At 71.4% G+C, this 20,145-nt stretch carries 16 protein-coding genes; 4 read left to right on the top strand and 12 right to left on the bottom strand.

From position 1 onward, the window contains the following. Positions 1 to 49 precede the first annotated feature (49 nt). Complete coding sequence (locus QRN49_RS11055; protein WP_284755889.1) at positions 50 to 1,231, bottom strand: cysteine desulfurase family protein; 1,182 nt, start codon at positions 1,229 to 1,231, stop codon at positions 50 to 52. A 59-nt stretch (positions 1,232 to 1,290) separates the two neighbouring features. Here QRN49_RS11055 and QRN49_RS11050 point away from each other — a divergent pair, with 59 nt between their 5' ends. The 3 genes from QRN49_RS11050 (at position 1,291) to glgB (ending at position 8,123) form a co-directional block, all read left to right on the top strand. Further along, a complete protein-coding gene (locus QRN49_RS11050; protein ID WP_284755753.1) occupies positions 1,291 to 3,399 on the top strand; it encodes a glycogen debranching protein in 2,109 nt (702 codons plus the stop codon). A gap of 174 nt (positions 3,400 to 3,573) precedes the next feature. Further along, positions 3,574 to 5,574, top strand: a complete 2,001-nt coding sequence (locus QRN49_RS11045) for an alpha-1,4-glucan--maltose-1-phosphate maltosyltransferase (protein WP_181242956.1) — start codon at positions 3,574 to 3,576, stop codon at positions 5,572 to 5,574. Next, entirely contained in the window at positions 5,571 to 8,123 is a 2,553-nt protein-coding gene (gene glgB / locus QRN49_RS11040; protein WP_209131823.1) for a 1,4-alpha-glucan branching protein GlgB, read from the top strand. Before QRN49_RS11045 ends, glgB begins: the two co-directional genes overlap by 4 nt. Positions 8,124 to 8,211: 88 nt before the next feature. Here glgB and QRN49_RS11035 read toward each other — a convergent pair whose 3' ends face one another. Both QRN49_RS11035 and QRN49_RS11030 read right to left on the bottom strand, forming a co-directional pair. Continuing rightward, positions 8,212 to 9,222 (bottom strand): tetratricopeptide repeat protein, encoded by a 1,011-nt coding sequence (locus tag QRN49_RS11035; RefSeq protein WP_284755750.1) that lies wholly within the window; start codon positions 9,220 to 9,222, stop codon positions 8,212 to 8,214. Continuing rightward, on the bottom strand, positions 9,219 to 10,961 hold the full coding sequence (locus tag QRN49_RS11030) for a DUF8094 domain-containing protein (RefSeq protein WP_284755749.1): 1,743 nt from the start codon (positions 10,959 to 10,961) through the stop codon (positions 9,219 to 9,221). The genes QRN49_RS11035 and QRN49_RS11030 overlap by 4 nt, the downstream gene beginning before the upstream one ends. A 184-nt stretch (positions 10,962 to 11,145) precedes the next feature. Between QRN49_RS11030 and QRN49_RS11025 the strand changes: the two genes are divergently transcribed. Then, complete coding sequence (locus tag QRN49_RS11025; RefSeq protein WP_284755747.1) at positions 11,146 to 12,987, top strand: coiled-coil domain-containing protein; 1,842 nt, start codon at positions 11,146 to 11,148, stop codon at positions 12,985 to 12,987. An 87-nt stretch (positions 12,988 to 13,074) separates the two neighbouring features. On the opposite strand, the gene QRN49_RS11020 is transcribed toward QRN49_RS11025, so the two are convergent. From QRN49_RS11020 to rpsB, 9 genes are all read right to left on the bottom strand, one after another. Continuing rightward, positions 13,075 to 13,824, bottom strand: a complete 750-nt coding sequence (locus QRN49_RS11020) for an alpha/beta hydrolase (RefSeq protein ID WP_282819771.1) — start codon at positions 13,822 to 13,824, stop codon at positions 13,075 to 13,077. Beyond that, positions 13,821 to 14,123 (bottom strand): Rv1322 family protein, encoded by a 303-nt coding sequence (locus QRN49_RS11015; protein WP_110863985.1) that lies wholly within the window; start codon positions 14,121 to 14,123, stop codon positions 13,821 to 13,823. Before QRN49_RS11015 ends, QRN49_RS11020 begins: the two co-directional genes overlap by 4 nt. Positions 14,124 to 14,135: 12 nt before the next feature. Then, the gene (locus tag QRN49_RS11010) at positions 14,136 to 15,044 is read right to left on the bottom strand and encodes an aggregation-promoting factor C-terminal-like domain-containing protein (protein WP_284755743.1); all 909 of its coding nucleotides are present in this window, start codon (positions 15,042 to 15,044) and stop codon (positions 14,136 to 14,138) included. 147 nt (positions 15,045 to 15,191) lie between these two features. Further along, positions 15,192 to 15,740, bottom strand: a complete 549-nt coding sequence (locus QRN49_RS11005) for a DivIVA domain-containing protein (protein WP_071406375.1) — start codon at positions 15,738 to 15,740, stop codon at positions 15,192 to 15,194. Positions 15,741 to 15,817: 77 nt separating this feature from the next. Further along, a complete protein-coding gene (locus tag QRN49_RS11000) occupies positions 15,818 to 16,762 on the bottom strand; it encodes a phosphatidate cytidylyltransferase (RefSeq protein WP_111024009.1) in 945 nt (314 codons plus the stop codon). Positions 16,763 to 16,827: 65 nt separating this feature from the next. Continuing rightward, entirely contained in the window at positions 16,828 to 17,382 is a 555-nt protein-coding gene (gene frr, locus QRN49_RS10995; protein ID WP_027465871.1) for a ribosome recycling factor, read from the bottom strand. Positions 17,383 to 17,429: 47 nt separating this feature from the next. After that, on the bottom strand, positions 17,430 to 18,149 hold the full coding sequence (pyrH, locus tag QRN49_RS10990) for a UMP kinase (RefSeq protein WP_071406376.1): 720 nt from the start codon (positions 18,147 to 18,149) through the stop codon (positions 17,430 to 17,432). 127 nt (positions 18,150 to 18,276) lie between these two features. Further along, entirely contained in the window at positions 18,277 to 19,104 is an 828-nt protein-coding gene (gene tsf / locus QRN49_RS10985) for a translation elongation factor Ts (protein ID WP_027465873.1), read from the bottom strand. An 88-nt stretch (positions 19,105 to 19,192) separates the two neighbouring features. Continuing rightward, a complete protein-coding gene (rpsB, locus tag QRN49_RS10980; RefSeq protein ID WP_284755735.1) occupies positions 19,193 to 20,110 on the bottom strand; it encodes a 30S ribosomal protein S2 in 918 nt (305 codons plus the stop codon). Positions 20,111 to 20,145: the final 35 nt, after the last annotated feature.

The raw sequence follows: 20,145 nt of genomic DNA, 5'->3' as shown, positions 1-20,145 counted from the left end.
GAAGGCCGGGATCACGGCCGGGCGAACAACGCATGCCCGGAGTCAACCACTACCGCCCGAGCAGCGGCTCCCGCGACGCCATCCCCGCGGCACCGGCCCGAGCGACGGCATCGGGCAGCGCCGTCAGGAACGCGTCGACGTCGGCATCGGTCGTCGTGTGGCCGAGCGTGATCCGGAGCGCACCACGGGCGTCCTGCTCCGACAGTCCCATCGCGAGCAGCACGTGCGACGCCTCGGGCACACCGGCCTGGCACGCCGATCCGGTCGACACCGCGACCCCGGCGGCGTCGAGCAGGAACAGGAGCGAGTCGCCCTCGCACCCGGGGAACGTGAAGTGGGCGTTGCCCGGCAGCCGGTCGACCGGGTCCCCCATCAGCACCGCTGACGGCACGGCCGCACGGACCCCGGCGACCAGGCGGTCCCGCAGGGCGACGAGCGACGGATGCGGCATCGGCTCGGCGACGACCGCGCTGGCCGCGACACCGAAGGCCGCAGCCGCCGGGGCGTCCTGGGTGCCGCTCCGCACCTGCCGCTGCTGACCACCACCGTGGATGAGGGGTTCGACGGTGGCCTTCCGCCCGAGCACGAGCGCACCGATACCGACGGGCCCGCCGATCTTGTGCGCGGAGACGCTGAGGGCGTCGAGGCCGGACCCGGCGAACGACACCGGCACCTGCCCGTAGGCGGCGACCGCGTCGCTGTGCACGGGCACGCCGGCGGCGTGGGCGAGCTCGACGATCCGTGACACGGGCTGGATGGTGCCGACCTCGTTGTTCGCCCACAGGAACGTGACCAGGGCGACGTCCGAGGCGTCGGCGAGCCGCGCCTCCAGTCCGGCGAGGTCGACGCGACCCTGCGCGTCCAACGGGACCACGTCGATCACGGCGCCCTCGTGCGTCTCCAGCCAGGTCAGGGTGTCGACGGTGGCGTGGTGCTCGCCGCCCGGGACGACGATGCGGGGCCGATGACGGTCGCGCTGGCGAGCCCAGAACAGGCCCTTCACGGCGAGGTTGATGCTCTCGGTACCGCCGGAGGTGAACACGACCTCCACCGGGTCGGCGTCGAGCGAGCGGGCGACGGCGGCGCGGCCGTCCTCGAGCAGCATCTTGGCGCGCTGGCCGGCGCTGTGGATGGACGACGGGTTGCCGACGGTGCTGAGGGCATCGGTGAAGGCGGCGAGCGCCTCCGGCAGGATCGGCGTCGTCGCGGCGTGGTCGAGGTAGACCGACAAATGCACCCCCTGGATCGAGCAGTGTCCAGGATACGCGCCGGTCCTCGTACCCTTGTCGCGTGCACGAGACAGCGATCGACCTGACGCCGGGGTTCTCCCTGGGCGGGACCGTCCCCCGGTTCACCCTGCGGTCCGCGACGGCGACGGACGTCGTCCTGGTCGTGGCGAGCGCGGGGAGCGCCGACGGCGCGGTCGGGGAAGACCGCGCCGTCGGCCGGCCGACCCGACACCCGCTCGAGCGCGTGCCGGACACGGACGTGTGGACCGGTGAGGTCCCCGGGGTCGTGCCCGGCGACCGCTACCACCTGCTCGTCGACGGGCCGGTCGGGCCGCGGCACGAGTTCGACCCGACGCGTCCGCTGCTCGACCCGTACGCGCGGGGCATCCTGCCGACCGGCGACGACGAGGCGGCCGGCCCCCGCTGGACCAGCGTGGTCGTCGACGACGCGTTCGACTGGGGCGGCGTCGTGAAGCCGCAGGTCCCGCTCGACCGTGCCGTCGTCTACGAGGCGAACGTCCGCACCCTGACGGCCGCGAACCCGCAACTGCCGGAGCACCTGCGCGGCACGTACGCCGGGGTCGCCCACGAGAGCACGATCGCGCACCTGCACCGCATCGGCGTCACGACGCTCGAGTTGCTGCCCGTGCAGGCGTTCGACACCGAGCGGTGGCTCCGCGATGCCGGCCGGCAGAACGCCTGGGGCTACAACACGCTCGGGTTCTTCGCCCCGCACGCCGCGCACGCCTCGGCACCGGCGCAGCAGGAGGGCGCCGACGCCGTCCTGCGCGAGTTCAAGGGCATGGTCCGGCTGCTGCACGAGGCCGGCATCCAGGTCGTCCTCGACGTCGTCTACAACCACACCGCGGAAGAGGGCCTGGGTGGTCCGACGACGAGCCTGCGTGGCATCGACGGTGCGAACCGCTACCGCTGGGCGCAGACCGACCCACCGCGTCGGGACACCTACTACGACACCACCGGGTGCGGGAACACGCTCGACACCTCGGTCGAGGCGACGGCGGACCTCATCGTCGACAGCCTGGTGTACTGGGCGCGCGAGGTGCAGGTCGACGGGTTCCGCTTCGACCTGATGGCCGCCCTGGCCCGCGACGGCGAACACCGGTTCGACCCGTCGCACCCGCTGCTCGAGCGCATCCGGAACCACCCCGACCTGCAGGACACCCTGGTGATCGCCGAGCCGTGGGACGTCGGCCCGGACGGCTGGAAGACCGGGGAGTTCGGCGCAGCCGGGCACCGCACGAGCGAGTGGAACGACGGGTTCCGCAACACGGTCCGCCAGTTCTGGCTCACCGACATCGCCGAGGAGCGCCGCACCGGCCTGCCGCAGACCGGGATCGGCGCGCTCGCCGGAGCCCTGACCGGGTCGCGTCACGTCTTCGGCGCCGACCGCGGGCCGCTGGCGAGCGTCAACTTCGTCACCGCGCACGACGGCTTCACCCTGCTCGACCTGGTGTCGTACGACGGCAAGCACAACGAGGCGAACGGCGAGGACAACCGCGACGGCTCGAACGACAACCGCTCGTTCAACCACGGCATCGAGGGCGACACCGCCGACCGCGGGGTCCGCGCCGCGCGCGGCCGGTCGATGCGCAACCTGGTGGCGACCCTGATGCTCTCCGCCGGGGTGCCGATGCTCACCGCCGGCGACGAGCGGAGCCGCACGCAGCACGGCAACAACAACGCCTACGTGGTGTCCGACGACCTGACCCCGGTGGACTGGTCCGACGACGAGGACGCCGAGACGATGACCGAGGCCGTCGCCGCGCTGGCCCGGTTCCGGCAGGCGCACCCGTCGCTCCGCCCCACCCGCTTCGGCGTCGAGGGGCAGGAGACCCCCGGGGCCTCTCGCATGTCCTGGTACGGGCCGGACGGACACCCGATGACGATCGAGGGCTGGGACCAGCCCGTGCACCGCGCCCTGCAGTACTTCGTCGAGTCGACGCCGGAGCACGAGCCCTTCGACCGCGTCCTGGTGGTCGTGCACGGCAGCGGCCGCACCCGCGACCTGACCCTGCCGGTGCGCGAGGACGTCCTCGGGTACCGCCTGGCCTGGTCGAGCGAGAAGCACCGCGACCACGAGCGCCTGCGTCCCGCCGGGCAGGTCTTCACCGCCTACGGCCCCGGCATCCACCTGTTCGAGGTGGCGTAGCGCCGAGCGGGCGGGTGCGGCCCGGCGTCGCGACCGGGTGGCGGACGGGAGGCCCGTGGCAGCTCCGCCACGGGCCTTGCGTCCGGTCCTCAACAGGCTCCACGGCGCGCCCGGCCCTCCACAGCGGGCCGATTCCGGGGAACGCGGAGCCGCTCGCCGGGTAGCGTCGCTTCCGTGGCCACCGCAGACCGACCCCGCCGCCCGAAGATCGGGCGCATCCCGATCACCGAGCTCGCCCCGAGGACGCCGAACGGCTTCCCCGGCAAGGCATTCGACGGCGAGGTGATCACGTTCGGTGCAACCGTCTTCCGAGAAGGACACGGCATCATCGGCGCCGACCTCGTCCTCGAACGCCCAGACGGTGGAACCCGCACCGTCCCCATGACCCTCGGTGCCCCCGGCACCGACCGCTACGAAGCCACGGTGCAGGTCGACCACGTCGGCGTCTGGACGTGGCACGTCGAGTCGTACTCCGACGACTGGGCGAGCTGGCTGCACGGCGCACGCCTGAAGATCGCGGCCGGCGTCGACACCGAGGCGACCCTGCTCGACGGTGCCGTGCTGCTCGACCGGCTGGCCGAGGAGACCGACTCCCCCGCCGCCACCCGTGCCGCCGCACGGGTCCGCGACACCGACCTCGACCCGGCCGAGCGCCTGGCCGCCGTCGACGACCCGCGGATCGTCGCCGAGGTCGAGGAAGCCCCGCTCACCTCGCTCCGGACCCACTCCGCCACCCAGCTGCTCGACGTCGAACGCACCCGCGCCGGCGTCGGCGCCTGGTACGAGTTCTTCCCCCGCTCCGAAGGCGCGAAGAAGAACCCCGACGGCTCCTGGAAGAGCGGCGACTTCCGCACCGCGGCCCGCCGGCTGCCCGCCGTCGCCCGGATGGGCTTCGACGTCATCTACCTGCCGCCGATCCACCCCATCGGCACCACCGCCCGCAAGGGGCCGAACAACACGCTCACGCCCGGGCCGAACGACCCCGGCAGCCCCTGGGCGATCGGCTCCCCCGAGGGCGGGCACGACGCGATCCACCCCGACCTCGGCACCGAGGACGACTTCCGCGACTTCGTCGAGACGGCGAAGAACACCGGCATGGAGGTCGCGCTCGACTTCGCGCTGCAGTGCTCCCCCGACCACCCCTGGGTCACCCAGCATCCGGAGTGGTTCACGCAGCGCGCCGACGGCTCCATCGCGACCGCTGAGAACCCGCCGAAGCGCTACCAGGACATCTACCCGATCCAGTTCGACACCGACCCCGAGGGCCTGGTCACCGAGGTCGAGCGTGTCCTGCGCCACTGGATCGACTTCGGCATCCGGATCTTCCGCGTCGACAACCCGCACACCAAGCCGCTCTGGTTCTGGGAACGCGTCATCCGTGAGATCCGCGACGAGCACCCCGACACCGTGTTCCTCGCCGAGGCGTTCACCCGCCCGGCGATGATGCGCGCGCTCGCCGAGGCCGGGTTCCAGCAGTCGTACTCGTACTTCACCTGGCGCAACACCAAGGACGAGATCGAGGACTACTTCACGGAGCTCTCGCACGAGACGAGCGACTACCTGCGCCCGAACCTCTTCGTGAACACGCCCGACATCCTCACCGAGTACCTGCAGTTCGGCGGCCGTGCCGGCTACAAGGTGCGCGCGGCACTCGCCGCCACCGGTGCGCCGACGTGGGGCATGTACGCCGGGTACGAGCTCTTCGAGGATGTCGCCCGACCGGGCTCGGAAGAGAACATCGACAACGAGAAGTACGAGTACAAGCCGCGTGACTTCGCCCTGGCCGAGGCCGAGGGTGCGTCCCTGGCGCCGTACGTGACGATGCTCAACCGCCTCCGTGCGGCGCATCCCGCGCTGCGACAGCTGCGGAACCTGCACGTGCACGCCGCCGACGACCCGGCGATCGTCGTCTACTCGAAGCACCTGTCGGGCGAGTACATCCGGTCAGGACGCCCCGACACCGTGATCGTGGTCGCCAACGTCGACCCGCACTCCGCCCGTGAGACCACCGTGCACCTGGACCTCGCCGCACTCGGTCTGCCGACCGAGGGCCTGTTCGACGTCCGTGACGTCGTGACCGGTCAGCGCTGGACCTGGGGCGCGTCGAACTACGTCCGCCTGGACGCGTTCCAGGAGCCCGTGCACCTGCTCGTCGTGGAAGGACCCCACCGATGACCCCCGAACCGACCGACCCCACGAAGCGCGGACCGGCCGTCCCGCCGGTGCCGCCTCCGCCGCCGGCCGTGCCGCGGTACGAGCCGAAGGTGTCCGCGCCCGACGAGGACCTGCCCGGCGCTCCGCCGGTGCAGCGCGAGGCGCCCGACCGCGGCGTGGCGGAATCGGCCACGCTCGCCGGGCACCCCGCCGACCCGACACACCCGCGGCAGCCGTCCGTGGCAGCCGCAGCATCGTCCGACGTCCCGACGGCCCCGACCGGAGGCGCCGCCCCCGTGGTCCGCCCGGCCTCCGTCGACGCGCCCGTCGCCCCCGGCGCTGCTGCTTCGGCGCCGACTGCTGGCTCGGCTCCGGCCGCCACCGGTACTGCCACGGATCCGCGTCCGGCTCCGATCGAGGACTGGCTGCGTCTGCAGGTGGCAGAGGGCCGCTGGTCCCAGCCGCACGACGTGCTCGGCCCGCACCCGGTCGACGGCGGCACCAGCGTCCGCGTCGTCCGGCACCTGGCCCGCGCGGTGCGCCTCGTGCGCCCCGACGGCGACGACATCGAACTCACGCACGAGGGTGACGGGCTCTGGGCCGGCGCCACTGCCGAGACCCTCGGTCGCTACCGCGTCGAGTCGGAGTACGACTACGACGAGTCCACGGACGAGGACGACGCCACCTGGACCACCGACGACGCGTACCGGTTCGCCCCGACGCTCGGCGAGCTCGACCTGCACCTGTTCGGCGAGGGCCGTGACGAGCAGCTCTGGCACCACCTCGGCGCACACGCCCGCACGGTCGACGGTGTCGACGGTGTCGCGTTCGCCGTCTGGGCGCCCCGGGCCACCGCCGTCCGCGTGATCGGCGACTTCGAGGGCTGGGAAGGCCGCACCACCGCGATGCGCCGTCTGAGCGACCTCGGCGTCTGGGAGCTGTTCTGGCCCGGCGCCGTCGTCGGGCAGCGCTACAAGTTCCAGATCCTCACCGACTCCGGCTGGGTGGAGCGGGCCGACCCGTTCGCCCGCGAGGCCGAGATCGCGCCCGCCACGGCCTCCGTCGTCACCGAGTCCACGTACACGTGGTCCGAGGGCGACGCCGCGTGGATGGAGCGCCGCGCACAGACCACCACGCACGACGCCCCGATGAGCGTCTACGAGGTGCACCTCGGCTCGTGGCGCCCCGGCCTGTCGTACCGCGAGGTCGCCGACCAGCTCATCGGGCACATGGAGTACACCGGCTTCACGCACGTGGAGTTCCTGCCGCTCGCCGAGCACCCGTTCGGCGGGTCGTGGGGCTACCAGGTCACCGGGTACTACGCGCCGACCGCGCGCTTCGGTTCGCCGGACGACCTGCGCTACCTGATCGACCGCCTGCACTCCGCCGGCATCGGCGTGATCATGGACTGGGTCCCCGGGCACTTCCCGAAGGACGAGTGGGCCCTCGGGCGCTTCGACGGCTACGCGCTGTTCGAGCACCCGGACCCCCGCCGCGGCGAGCAGCTCGACTGGGGCACCTACGTGTTCGACTTCGGACAGCCGCAGGTGCGCAACTTCCTGGTCGCGAACGCGCTGTACTGGTTCGAGGAGTTCCACATCGACGGCCTGCGGGTCGACGCAGTCGCCTCGATGCTGTACCTCGACTACTCCCGCACCGACTGGCTGCCGAACATCCACGGCGGCCGCGAGAACCTCGACGCGATCTCGTTCCTGCAGGAGACGAACGCGACGGCGTACAAGCGCTACCCCGGCATCGTGATGATCGCGGAGGAGAGCACCTCGTGGCCGGGCGTGACCCAGCCGACGAGCGCCGGCGGACTCGGCTTCGGGCAGAAGTGGAACATGGGCTGGATGCACGACTCGCTCGAGTACGTGCAGCGCGACCCCGCGTACCGCAGCTACCACCACGACGAGATCACGTTCTCGTTCGTCTACGCGTTCAGCGAGCAGTTCACGCTGCCGATCAGCCACGACGAGGTCGTGCACGGCAAGGGCTCCCTGTACGGCAAGATGCCCGGCGACGAGTGGCAGAAGCTCGCCAACGTGCGCGCCTACCTGGCGTTCATGTGGGCGCACCCCGGCAAGCAACTGCTCTTCATGGGCCAGGAGTTCGCGCAGCCCGCCGAGTGGTCCGAGGCGAAGGGCCTCGACTGGTGGCTCCTCGACCAACCCGGTCACCGCGGTGTGCAGGACCTCGTCGCGGAGCTCAACCGCGTGTACAAGGACTCCCCGGCGCTCTGGACGCACGACTCGACGGCCGACGGCTTCGAGTGGCTCGAGGGCGGCGACGCACCGCACTCGACCCTCGGGTTCCTGCGGAAGGACGGCGACGACCGGGTCGCGGTGTTCGTGAACTTCTCCGGCGTGCCGGTGGAGCGTCGCTTCGGGTTGCCGACCGCCGGCGAGTGGCACGAGGTCCTCAACACCGATGCTGCCGAGTACGGCGGCTCCGGAGTCGGCAACCTCGGCGTCGTCACGGCCGAGGACACCCCCTGGGCGGGCCGCCCGGCCTCGGCACACCTCGTGGTGCCGCCGCTCGGCGCCGTCTGGCTGAAGCTGGCCCAGTAGCCCGGCCAGCGTCCGCGACGCGACCGACGGACAGACGGGAGGCCCGGTGCCAGCTGGCACCGGGCCTCCCGTCTGTCTCGTGCCGGGTCTAGTACAGGGCGTTCGCCAGGCGGCGACGCGCCGCGACGACGCGCGGGTCCTCGCTGCCGATGAGCTCGAAGTACTCGACGAGCCGGACGCGCAGGGCCTCACGGTCATCGCCGAACACCGTCGGCACGAGGTCGAGCAGACGGCCGAACGCGTCGTCGACGTGCCCGCCGGAGATGTCGAGGTCGGCGACCGCGAGCTGTGCCTGGACGTCCTGGGGCCCGGCGGCTGCTGCCGCACGGATCTCGTCGGCCGTCCGGCCGTTCAGCCGGTCGAGCAGCGACACCTGTGCGAGCCCGGCCACGGCCATCTGGTCGTGCGGGTCCTGCAGGATCGCGGTCTTGTACTCCTCGATCGCGGTGGCGTAGTCGCCCTGCTCGATCGCGTCGTACGCGGCCTGGTGGTGCGGCGGGAGCGGCTCCGGCTCCGGTTCGCCCTGCTCAGCGTCGACCTCGGTCACAGCGCCGTCGACGGTCACGCGACCGCCAACGCCGTTCTGCTCGGCGGCCTGGAGCACCTGCTCGTAGACGTCGCGGACCTGCGCCTCGGGCAGTGCCCCGACGAAGAGCCCGAGCGGGCGTCCACCGATGACGGCTGCGACGGTCGGGATCGACTGCGCCTGGAACGCCTGCACGAGCTGGGGGTTCGTGTCGGCGTCCACCTTGGCGAGCACCACGCGGCCGTCGTACTCCGCGGTGAGCTGCTCGAGGATCGGCGAGAGCTGCTTGCACGGCCCGCACCACTCGGCCCAGATGTCCACGATGACCGGGACGACGTTCGACAGCTCCAGGACGTCCTGGAACGTCGCGTCGGTGACGTCGATCACGAGCGACGGGACGGTCAGGTCGGCACCGTTCACGGTGCCGGCCTCGGTGCCGGGAACGGCTCCGCCGGCGGAACCCGCCGAGGCCGGAGCACCGGACGGCTGGGGCGGCCGCTGTGCACGGTCGACGAGGGACGACAGGTCCACGGCTCCGCGGAGCCCGGACGGGGTCGGGGGGATGTTGCTCATTGCACCTCACTCGCTGCGGTCAGGCCCTGTGTGAACCCGAGCAGGACCACTTTGCCATCCGAGGCGACCGGCGGCACGTAGAAGAGCAGCTGGACGCTGTAGGTCGCGCTGATGCCCTTCTTGCTCGTGTCCACGCCGGACAGTGCCTTGACGGCACCCTCGGTGTTCACCTCGGCGCCCGACGCGGTCGGGGTCACCTTCTCGATCTCGTCCAGGTCGGCGGAGACCAGGGCGCCGGCATCGTCGGTCGCGATCGCGACGGCGGAGTCGGCGGGCACCTCGGACGAGTACTCGATCTTCGCCGTGTCCGGCAGGGCCTTGGCCTTCTTGTCCTTGTACGCCTTGCCGATGGTGGTGCGGAGCGCATCGCCCTCGGTCGCGAACAGGTCGGCGTACTCGCTGGCGGTGTCCTTCGACAGGATGTCGCCGTAGGCGGTCGCGACCTGGTCGGGCTGGATCGTCAGGAGCTTCGACTCCGGCGCGAGCAGTGCGGCGCCGATCGTCGTCGGGGCGAGGCTCGGGATCTTCGCGTCGGCTTCGAGCGAGACGTCGTACGCGACCTTGTAGGGATCGCGGGCGGTGTCCTGCACCAGGGTCAGGGCCTGCGGCGCGGACTTGGCGTCACAGTCCTCGGCGACGATCGTGAAGACCGTTCGGGGCCAGGTGTCGGTCTGCTGCGGCAGCGCGACGCACACCTGCGCGGCCGAGATCGCCGGCGGTGCCTTGACGTCCGAGTCCTTGCCGCGGATCGAGTAGTTCGCCAGACGGAGGTCGAGCGCCGCCCCGGAGAACCGGGTCCGGACCAGGTCACGGTCGCGCGCCCCGTCGGCCTGCTTCGCGACGGCGGCGGTGCGCTGCACGATGCGGGTGATCTGCTGCTTGGTCGCAGCCGTCGGCTCGGTCGTCTCAGCAGCCCCCGTGGCGGTGGCCGTCGGGGTCGGCGTGGCGAGCGACGGGTCGCCGCCCTGCGGCCAGTAGTCCGAGGAACAGCCGGCCAGGGTCAGGGCACCGACGAGCAGCACCGGCACGCCGACGAGGGCGCGCGTGCCGCGACGACCGCGGCGCGGTACCTGCGCTCCGGCGGCGGCGGCTCGACGGGACGCACGCACCCGCGGCGGGCGGCTCCCACCACTGCGACGGCGGGGACCGCGGCCACGGCGCTGGTGCAGGAAGGCGAGGACGAGCAACACGAGGCCTCCGAGGACGAACACGCCGCCGGCCACGAGCAGCGGACCGACCGCCGGCGTCGCGGTGTCCTGCGGCCAGGTGACGGACACGTCGCTCGGCGCTGCGGCCTTGCCGTCGCTCACGATGAGGACCGAGACGTCCTGCGGCAGGCGGACGGTGAACTGTCCGGCACCGTCGTACTCCTGGTACCAGAGGTCACTGCCCTTCGGCGAGGGAACGCTGGTCTCGCTGCCCGAGGTCGACCCGACCAGCGAGCCCTTCTCGGCGTCGAAGCGGAGCGTGGTGTGCTCGGCGTCACCGATCCAGGCGTCGACGTCGGCGGTCTTGCCGTAGGCCGCGAAGACCTTGCCGGAGCCGGACACGTTGATGCGCTGGTAGCCGGGGTTGGCGTTGAGCGTCGTCCCCGGGATCACGGTCACCGGGGCGGAACTGGTCGTCGAGCTCTCGGCCACGAGCGAGGACGGCGGCGCGAACACGGTCCGCTGTCCCACCGCCAGCGCCACGAGCAGCAGACCGATGACGAAACTGACGATCGCCAGGACGAATCGCACGAACTCTCTCCCTACCGCGCCGGGGTGGGGATGTCGGCGCGCGAATCAGCGACTCAGGATAGCGAGCAACGCTGGACAGCGCATCAATCCGCGCTGTCGCCGGACTCAGACGACCCCCTCCGGCCGCCACTACAATCGACCGCGGGCCGATCCAGGCCCTCCGCCGAGCACCCAGGAGCGACACGTGGCGAACGACGAGGCCGAGTTCGGGACCGAGCTGCGGGGGTACCGCCGCGACGAGGTGGAGCGTTCGCTGAACGACCTGCGTCGCGAGCTCATCAAGTCGAACAACGACCGCGCCGACGCCGCGAAGGAGATCCGTCTCCTGCAGGCCCGGGTCTCCGAACTGCAGGGCGAGCTCGACGAAGCCGGCACCCCCACGTACAGCGGACTGGGCACCCGCCTCGAGTCCACCCTGCGCGTGGCCGAGGAGCAGTCGACCCGTCTCATCAGCCAGGCGGACATCGATGCCCAGCGCCTCCGTGCCTCGAGCCGTTCCGAAGCCGAGCGCACCGTCCGCGAGGCCCAGGAGGAAGCGCGCGACACCCTCGAGGACGCCCGCACCCGCGCCACCAACGAACTGACCCGCGCCCGCGCCGAGGCAGCCGACACCGTCGAACGTGCCCGTGCCGAGGCCGGTCTCCTCACGCAGGACGCCCGCAACGAAGCCGCCGCGATCCGCGGGGCAGCCGTGACCGAGGCCGCCGAGGTCCGTTCCGTCGCCATCCGCGAGACGAACGCGCTGCGCGCCCAGGTCGAGCACGAGGTCGCCGAGCTGCGCGAGATCGCCCAGCGCGAGTCCGCCGACGCCCGCACCGCCGCCGCCGAGCTCGACCGCGAGACCGAGCACCGCCGTTCGGTCTTCGAGGCCGACCACGCACGCCGTACCGAGGACCTCGACCGCGAGGAGACGACCCGACGCGAGGCCCTCGAGCGCGAGGTCACCGAGGGTCGTGCCGCCTGGCGCCGCGAGCGTGACGAGGAGCAGCAGGCACACGCGCTGGCACTCGAGACCGGTCGCGCCGAACTCGAGTCCGAGGTCACGCGCCGACGCGCCGAGCTCGACTCCGAGGTCGCGGACCGCCGCCGCGAGCTCGACGAGGAACTCGCCGCCGCCCGCGCCCAGTGGGACCGCGAACTGGCCGCAGCCCGCACCGCACTCGAGCAGGAGATCGAGGCGGCCCACGCGCAGCTCCGCGTCGACGAGGAGCAGACCCGCGTCGAGAACGCGCGCCTGGTGCAGGAGACCGCCGACCGGATCGCCCGTGAGCTCGAGGAACACGACGCCCGGATCGCGCAGGAGCGCGCCGAGGCCGACGCGGCAGCCGAGCGTGCCGTCCGGGAGCACGAGAACGCCATCGCCGCCCGACGCGAGCGCGAGCACGCCGAGGTCGACACCGAGATCGCCGACCGCCGCACCGCCGAGCTCGGGGTGCTCGAGGCCGAGCGCACCGCCCTGCGGCAGGAGATCGACACCGCCCGCGCCGCCCTGGTGAAGGAGCGCGACGAGGTCCGTGCCGAGATCGCCCGGGAGCGCGACGAAGCCCGCACGACGCTCGAGTCGGAACTCGCGTCCCGCCGCGACGACGCCGAGCAGGACTACCTGCGGAAGCACCACGAGACGGTGACCGAGACGCAGAAGTACCTGGACGAGGCCAACCTGCAGCTCGCCGAGGCCACGCGCCGCGCGACCGAGGCCCGCGAACGCGCCGAACGCCTGCAGCAGGAGGCCGATGACCTCGAGCGCACCAGCACGGCCGAGGCCCAGGAGCACGCCCGCACCATCGTCGCCGACGCGCAGGACCGGGTGCACCGGATGGTCGCCGACGCAGAGGAGCGTACCGCCGGCGTCATCGCCGAGGCCGAGGACCGCCTGGCGGCGATCCGCACCGAACGCGAAGCCGTCGCGGGCTACCTCGAGAACCTCCGCGGGGTGCTCACGAACGCCACGGGCCTGCTCGGTACGGCACCCGCCGCGGCGTCCGCTGCGGACGCTGACGACGACGTGGACGCGACCGACCGCTGACGGTCCACGGCCTGGAGGCGCGACCCGCGCCTCCAGGCCGTCCCACCTGGTGCAGGTGGCGGGCCGCAGGGCGTCGTGGGGACGTGCTCAGACGGGCCAGTGGGTCGGCAGCGGGGCGCTGCCCGGCACGACGAGGTCGGCGATCGCGTCGAGGACGATCCGCACGTACCGCTCCCCCACCCACAGGTGCTTCGCACCGTCGACGGGCACGACCCGGACGTTCGGGGCGAGCGCGAACCGCGCCACCGCGGCCTCGGGCTGCAGGAAGTCGTCGTGCTCGGGGACGAGCGCCACGACCGGGACCCCGACGGCAGCCCAGCGGGCGAGCTCCTCGTCCGAGGTGCGGTGCAGCGGCGGGGACAGCAGGACGACCCCGGCGACGGTGCCGGCCTCGACGTGTTCGAGCGCGTGCTTGAGGATCACCTCGGTGCCGAAGGACCACCCCACCAGCCAGGGGGTCGGCAGGCCGCGGTCGACGACCTCGGCGACGGCGGCGCGCAGGTCGAAGCCCTCGGACACGCCCTCGCCGAAGACGCCCTCGGACGTGCCGCGCGGAGACGTGACGGACCGGAAGTTGAACCGCAGCACCGCGATGTCGGCGAGGGCGGGCAACCGTGCCGCGGCCTTCTTCAGGACGTGCGAGTCCATGAACCCGTGCGCGGTCGGCAGGGGGTGGAGCGTGACGATGGTCCCGCGGGCCGGGGTGTCGGCCGGCTCGGCGAGCTCACCGACGAGCGTCAGGTGGTCGTCCGTGACGAGCTCGACATCGGTGCGACGGGCCGGCAGCACGGTGGCGGATCGGATCTCGGTGTCGTGCGGCACGTCTGGCTCGGTCATGCGATGCTCCAGCAGTGGTTGTGCCAGTGCCGGCGCGACGCCAGGTCGGCGGCGTCGCCGAGCACGCCGTCCGCACGCCAGACCACGACGTGGGCGGTGCCGGGCAGGACGCTTCCACCGCACCCCGGGCAGATGTACTCCTTCTGCGCCGACGCGGCCGAGATCGGCTGCACCTGGTACTCGCGACCGTGGCGGACCTCGGTGCGCTTCCACGAGCTCATCAGCCGGTCGAGGGTGGTCTCCTCGTCAGGCTCGACGTCGCGACCACGGGGACGCCGCGGCCGGTTGCTGCGCGGCACCCGAGCAGCCGATCAGTACCAGTTGTTGGCCTGGCTGTGTCCCCAGGCACCGCAGGGGGTGCCGTAGACGCCGGCGATGTAGTTGAGACCCCAGGTGATCTGCGTCGCCGGGTTGGTCTGCCAGTCGGCGCCGGCCGTGGCCATCTTGCTGCCGGGGAGGGCCTGCGGGATGCCGTACGCACCGCTGGGGTTGTAGGCGTTCACCCGCCAGCCGGACTCCTTGTTCCACAGCGAGACCAGGCAGTTGTACTGGTCGGTGCCCCAGCCACGAGCCGTGACCTGCTGCAGGGCGATCGCCTGCGCGCTGCCCGGGTCGGGCGTCGCGGCGGTGGCGGCGAGCGTGTTGGCGGCCGAGACCGGCTGGGTGTCGGTGGCCGCGGCGTCCGCGCTGTCGTCGGTGGTCTCGGCGTCGGCCTCGTCCTCTTCGACGACCGGCTTGACGACCTTCGGGGCCGGGACGGTGACGTCGTAGCCGTCACGGTCGGCGGCGGCCACGGCGTAGGTGCCGTGCGCGGTGTACTGCTGGGGTGCCGGCGGCGTCTTCACGAGCACCGGCGTGTCGACGGCGGCCTGTGCCACGTCGGCCTGCAGCGGGTTGAACAGCGAGCCGCCGACGAACAGGAACACGCCGACGAAGGACATCATCGGGGCGACCGCGCGCTTGCGGGCAACGGCGTTCACCGACGACGCGGTGGGCTTGACGAGCTTCGGCGTTGCACGGCGCTGCACCGTCGCGGTGCGCTGCTTCGCGGGACGCTGGTCGGCGTCGGCCAGGGCGTCGTGGGCGAAGGACGCCACACGCTCGTCGGAGACGCGGTTCGCCGCCACCGACTTCGGCGTGGCGACCGGACCCGTCGTCGCGGGCGCTGCCTGCGGGGTCACCCCGAACGCCGACGTCTCCGTCGTGCGGGTTCGCTGCATTGCCGCGCGGCGCTCACCGGAAGCCTGGAGGCTGAGGTGCTCGCGGGTATCGCGGTCGGAGCTTGAGTCTGCCGTGTGCCTGCCCATGAGTAGGACCAGGGTAACGGAACGATCACGGAAAGCGAAGCACCTGGGGACAGCGCGTCGTCAGCGGACAGCGAGCATCACTTCGACGACGGCGTCGAGCAGCGCGTCGACCTGCGCCTCGCGGTACCCGCCGTGCTTCGGGCGGAAGACGATCGAGCGGACCTCGGTGAGGCTGAGCGGCTTGCCCTCGCGGAAGTACCCGGCGAGCCGGGCGGCGAACGCGTCGACGTCCTTCGGGTGGTAGCCGGTGCCGAGCACGCTGACCCGGCTGAACCGCTGCCCGTCGGGCCGTTCGAGCCGCGCCACGACGTCGGAGGCCTTCGTCCGCGCCTCGGCGTACCAGGCCTTCTTGCCGACCTCGCTCATCTCCCGCTCACGCTCGCGGGCCGCGAAGGCGTCCTCGAGTCGCTCGAGTGCGGCGTCGACGTGCGACGTGGAGTAGCCGCCCTTGCGCATCGAGAACGCCGTGGCGCGGATCTTCGCGGCCTCGATGCCGGGGGCGCTGTCGTCGGCGGAGTACGCGCGCCGGGCGTCCTCGAGGAAACGCTCGACTTCGTCGACGTCGTAACCGAGGGCGGAACGGGCTGCGGTCGGGAAGGTGGTGGCCACGGCGTCATTCTGCCAGTCCGGACCCCTGGCACAACCTGGACGCGCTGAGTGCGGCGTTCAGCCCGGCACGGGCGCAGTCAGTGGTTGACGACGAGGTACAGCACGTAGGCCACCGCGGCGGACGGCAGGATGCTGTCGATGCGGTCGAGCAGGCCGCCGTGACCGGGCAGGAACGACGAGATGTCCTTGATGCCGAGGTCGCGCTTGATCATCGACTCGGTGAGGTCGCCGAGCGTGGCCGAACCGGAGATGAGCACACCGAGCAGGACACCGGTCCACCAGGGCAGCCCGAGCATGAACACGGTCACCAGGATGCCGACGACGATGCTCGCCGCCACGGACCCGGCGAAGCCCTCCCACGTCTTCTTGGGACTGATGCGGGGTGCCATCGGGTGCTTGCCGAGGTTCAGCCCGGTGGCGTACGCGCCGGTGTCGACCGCGACGACGACGAGGATGAACCCGATCACCCAGAGGTTGCCGGCAGGCTGGGCAGAGAGCAGCACGACGCACGCGCCGAGCAGGGAGATGTAGGCCTGGACGAACAGCCCGTTCGTGAGGTCACGGGCGACGTTGCCCGCCGGGGGCTTCTGCCGCGCGACGGCGACCTCGAGCAGTCGCCAGACACTGATCAGGACGATGCCGCCGAGCAGGGTGAACAGCGCCGCCACCTGGCCGAGCAGGAACGCCGCCGGCACGATCGCGATCGCGACGGCGACGCTCGGGATCCTCGGGACGTCGCGGCCGGCGAACCGCATCGCGCTCGTGAGTTCGTAGACGCCGACGCCCAGCAGGAACGCCGCGACGACCATGAAGGACGGTGGCCAGAGGAGCAGCGTGCCGAGCATCACGACCGCGAACGCGAGCGCGATGCCGATCGCCGCCGGCAGGTTGCGCCCGGTCCGCGCGGTCAGCGCTTCGTTGCGCGCGCCGAAGTCGGCCTTCCGCTGGCGGAGCTGCGCCTCGAAGTCGGTGCGCGCCGCTCGTGCGCGCGCATCGAAGTCCTGACGGAGCCCCTTCTTCACGGGCCCGCTCGACGCGGGCCCGTGCTCTGCTGTGGGGCGGTCAGCGCCCTGGTCGGAGCGACGCATCAGACCTCGAGGAGTTCGGCTTCCTTCTTCTTCAGCGACTCGTCGATCTGGTCGACGTGCTTCTTCGTCAGGGCCTCGAGGTCCTTGTCGCCGCGCGAGATCTCGTCGTCGGAGATCTCACCCTTGAGTGCGTCGAGGTCGTCCTTGGCCTTGCGGCGGATGTTCCGGACGACGACCTTGTGGTCTTCGCCCTTCGTCCGCACGAGCTTGACGAACTCCTTGCGGCGGTCCTTGGTGAGCTCGGGGATCGTCACGCGGACGATGTCGCCGTCGTTCGTCGGGCTGGCGCCGAGGTTCGGGAAGGTCGCGATCGCGCGCTCGATCTCCTTGAGCGCCGTCTTGTCGTACGGCGTCACGATGAGCGTGCGGGCCTCGGGCGTCTGCAGCGACGCGAGCTGCGCGAGCGGCGTCGGCGTGCCGTAGTACTCGACCGGGATCTTCTGGAAGAGCGCCGCGTTGATGCGGCCGGTGCGGACGGTCGAGAAGTCGTCCTTGGCGACCTCGACAGCCTTCGCCATCTTCTCGGTGGCTTCGGTCAGGACATCACTGATCACGGTGTTACTCCTTCGGTACTGGCGTCGAGTCTAGTCAGCGCCGGGGGTCAGTTGCTGACGACGGTGCCGATGCGCTCGCCACGGATCGCGGCCTGGACGTTGCCGTCGCCCTCCATGCCGAAGACGTGCATCGGCATGCCGTTGTCCATGCAGAGCGAGAACGCGGTGGCGTCGACGACCTTGAGGCCCTTGAGCAGCGCGTCCTGGTAGGTCACGTGGTGCAGCTTCTCGGCGGTGGCGTCCTTCTTCGGGTCGGCCGTGTACACGCCGTCGACGCCGTTCTTGGCGACGAGGACCTCGTCCGCCTTGATCTCGAGCGCACGCTGCGCCGCCACCGTGTCGGTGGAGAAGTACGGCAGTCCGGCACCGGCGCCGAAGATGACGACCCGGCCCTTCTCGAGGTGCCGCTCGGCGCGCCGCGGGATGTACGGCTCGGCGACCTGGGTCATCGCGATGGCGGACTGCACGCGGGTCGCAGCGCCCGCCTGCTCGAGGAAGTCCTGCAGCGCGAGTGCGTTCATCACCGTGCCGAGCATGCCCATGTAGTCGGCGCGCCCGCGGTCCATGCCGCGCTGCGAGAGCTCGGCTCCGCGGAAGAAGTTGCCCCCGCCGACGACGATCGCGATCTCGACCTCGCGCGCGGCGACGGCGATCTCCTTGGCGATGGTGCCGATCACGTCGGGGTTCACCCCGAGGGAGCCGGCGCCGAACGCCTCTCCCGACAGCTTCAGCAGAACGCGGCGTCGTCCGGTCTTCTCGTCGGTCATCTGGTCCGCACCCTTCGTCGTGGTCTCGTGGAAATGTACTCGCGGATGTGTCGCGCGCGTGTCGTGCCGGCGCGCGCGAAAAACGGGGCCAGGAACCTGGTTGGTTCCTGACCCCGTCACGGGTTCGTTACGCGCCGACCTTGACGCGGGCGAAGCCCTGGATCGTGATGCCGGCGTTCTCGGCGGCCTTCGCGACGGAGATCTTGTTGTCCTTCGCGTAGTCCTGGTCGAGGAGCGACACCTGCTTGATGTAGGCGTTCACCCGGCCCTCGACGATCTTCGGGAGCGCAGCCTCGGGCTTGCCCTCTTCGCGCGTGATCGCCTCGACGGTCGCACGCTCCTTCTCGATGGCCTCGGCCGGGACCTCGTCGCGGGTCAGGTACGTCGGGTTCGCGAACGCGACGTGCTGTGCGATCGAACGCGCCTCGGCGGCGTTGTCACCCTCGTACGCGATGACGACGGCGATCTGCGGCGGCAGGTCCTGGCTGGTCTTGTGCAGGTAGATCTCGAAGGCCGAGCCCTCGACACGGCGGACCGTGCGGACCTCGAGCTTCTCGCCCAGCGCGGCAGCCGACTCGTTGACGACCTCGAGGACGGTCTTGCCGTCCAGCGGTGCGGCGTTGGCGGCAGCGACGTCGGCGGCACCGGCAGCGGCGACCGCGCCCAGAACCTTGTCGGCGAGGGTCGTGAACTTCTCGTTCTTCGCGACGAAGTCGGTCTCGCTCGCGAGCTCGACGACCGTGGCGGCGCCGTTCTCGGAGGTCGCGACGACGACACCCTCGGAGGTGGCACGGTCGTCGCGCTTGGCGACGGCCTTGGCACCCTTGATGCGGAGCAGCTCGACGGCCTTGTCGTAGTCGCCGTCGGCCTCGACGAGCGCGTTCTTCGCGTCCATCATGCCGGCGCCGAGGTCCTCGCGGAGCTTCTTCACGTCAGCAGCGGTGAAGTTTGCCATTGACTGGAGTCCTTTCTGGACTGTACGTGTGTGGAGAGTGGAGTGCAGTCGGGGCGCCGGACCCGGTGGGGTCCGACGCCCCGGCGACTCACTCGGCGGGGGTGGTCTCCGCGGCTGCCTCGGCCTCGGCCGTCGGCTCCGCGTTCTTCGCCTCGTCGGCGATCGGCTCGCCGATCTCCTTCGCGGCGACCTGCGCGTCAGCGTCGTTCTCCTCGACGGGGGCGGCGGGCGCCTCGGTCGTGGCGGCGGTCTGGCCACCGAGGAGCTCCTGCTCCCACTCGGCGAGGGGCTCGCTGGCCTCGTCCTCGTCGCCACCGTTGTGGCGGGTCTTCAGGCCCTCGGCCGCGGCGTCGGCGACGATGCGGGTCAGCAGCCCGACGGAGCGGATCGCGTCGTCGTTGCCCGGGATCGGGTACGTGATCTCGTCGGGGTCGCAGTTGGTGTCGAGGATGCCGATGATCGGGATACCGAGCTTCTGCGCCTCGTCGACTGCGAGGTGCTCCTTCTTGGTGTCGACGATCCAGAGCGCGCTCGGGGTCCGCGTGAGGTTGCGGATACCACCGAGGGTCTTGTGGAGCTTGTCCAGCTCGCGCTTCTTGATGAGGAGCTCCTTCTTGGTGAAGCCCTTCGTCGTGTCGTCGAAGTCGACCTCCTCGAGCTCCTTCATGCGCGCGAGGCGCTTGGAGACCGTCTGGAAGTTCGTGAGCAGACCGCCGAGCCAACGCTGGTTGACGTACGGCTGGCCGACGCGGGTCGCCTGCTCGGCGATGGAGCCCTGGGCCTGCTTCTTGGTGCCCACGAAGAGGATCGTGCCACCGTGCGCGACCGTCTCCTTGACGAAGTCGTACGCGCGGTCGATGAAGGCCAGCGACTGCTGCAGGTCGATGATGTGGATGCCCGAGCGCTCGGCGAGGATGAAGCGCTTCACCTTCGGGTTCCACCGACGGGTCTGGTGTCCGAAGTGGACGCCGCTGTCGAGCAGCTGGCGGATGGTGACGACGGCCATGTGCCGTCCTCCTTCTGTGTTCTCGGCGCGCAGCC

It is taken from the genome of Curtobacterium sp. ME-Dv--P-122a (assembly GCF_030209645.1).
GTDB classification, from domain to species: Bacteria; Actinomycetota; Actinomycetes; order Actinomycetales; family Microbacteriaceae; genus Curtobacterium; species Curtobacterium flaccumfaciens.
This window is presented reverse-complemented; position numbering and strand designations above follow the sequence as displayed.

Coding starts and splice junctions, on each gene's coding strand:
- glgB (WP_209131823.1), top strand. CDS start 5,571: ATGACCCCCGAACCGACCGACCCCACGAAGCGCGGACCGGCCGTCCCG.
- QRN49_RS11035 (WP_284755750.1), bottom strand. CDS start 9,222: ATGAGCAACATCCCCCCGACCCCGTCCGGGCTCCGCGGAGCCGTGGAC.
- QRN49_RS11020 (WP_282819771.1), bottom strand. CDS start 13,824: ATGACCGAGCCAGACGTGCCGCACGACACCGAGATCCGATCCGCCACC.
- QRN49_RS11010 (WP_284755743.1), bottom strand. CDS start 15,044: ATGCAGCGAACCCGCACGACGGAGACGTCGGCGTTCGGGGTGACCCCG.
- pyrH (WP_071406376.1), bottom strand. CDS start 18,149: ATGACCGACGAGAAGACCGGACGACGCCGCGTTCTGCTGAAGCTGTCG.
- tsf (WP_027465873.1), bottom strand. CDS start 19,104: ATGGCAAACTTCACCGCTGCTGACGTGAAGAAGCTCCGCGAGGACCTC.
- rpsB (WP_284755735.1), bottom strand. CDS start 20,110: ATGGCCGTCGTCACCATCCGCCAGCTGCTCGACAGCGGCGTCCACTTC.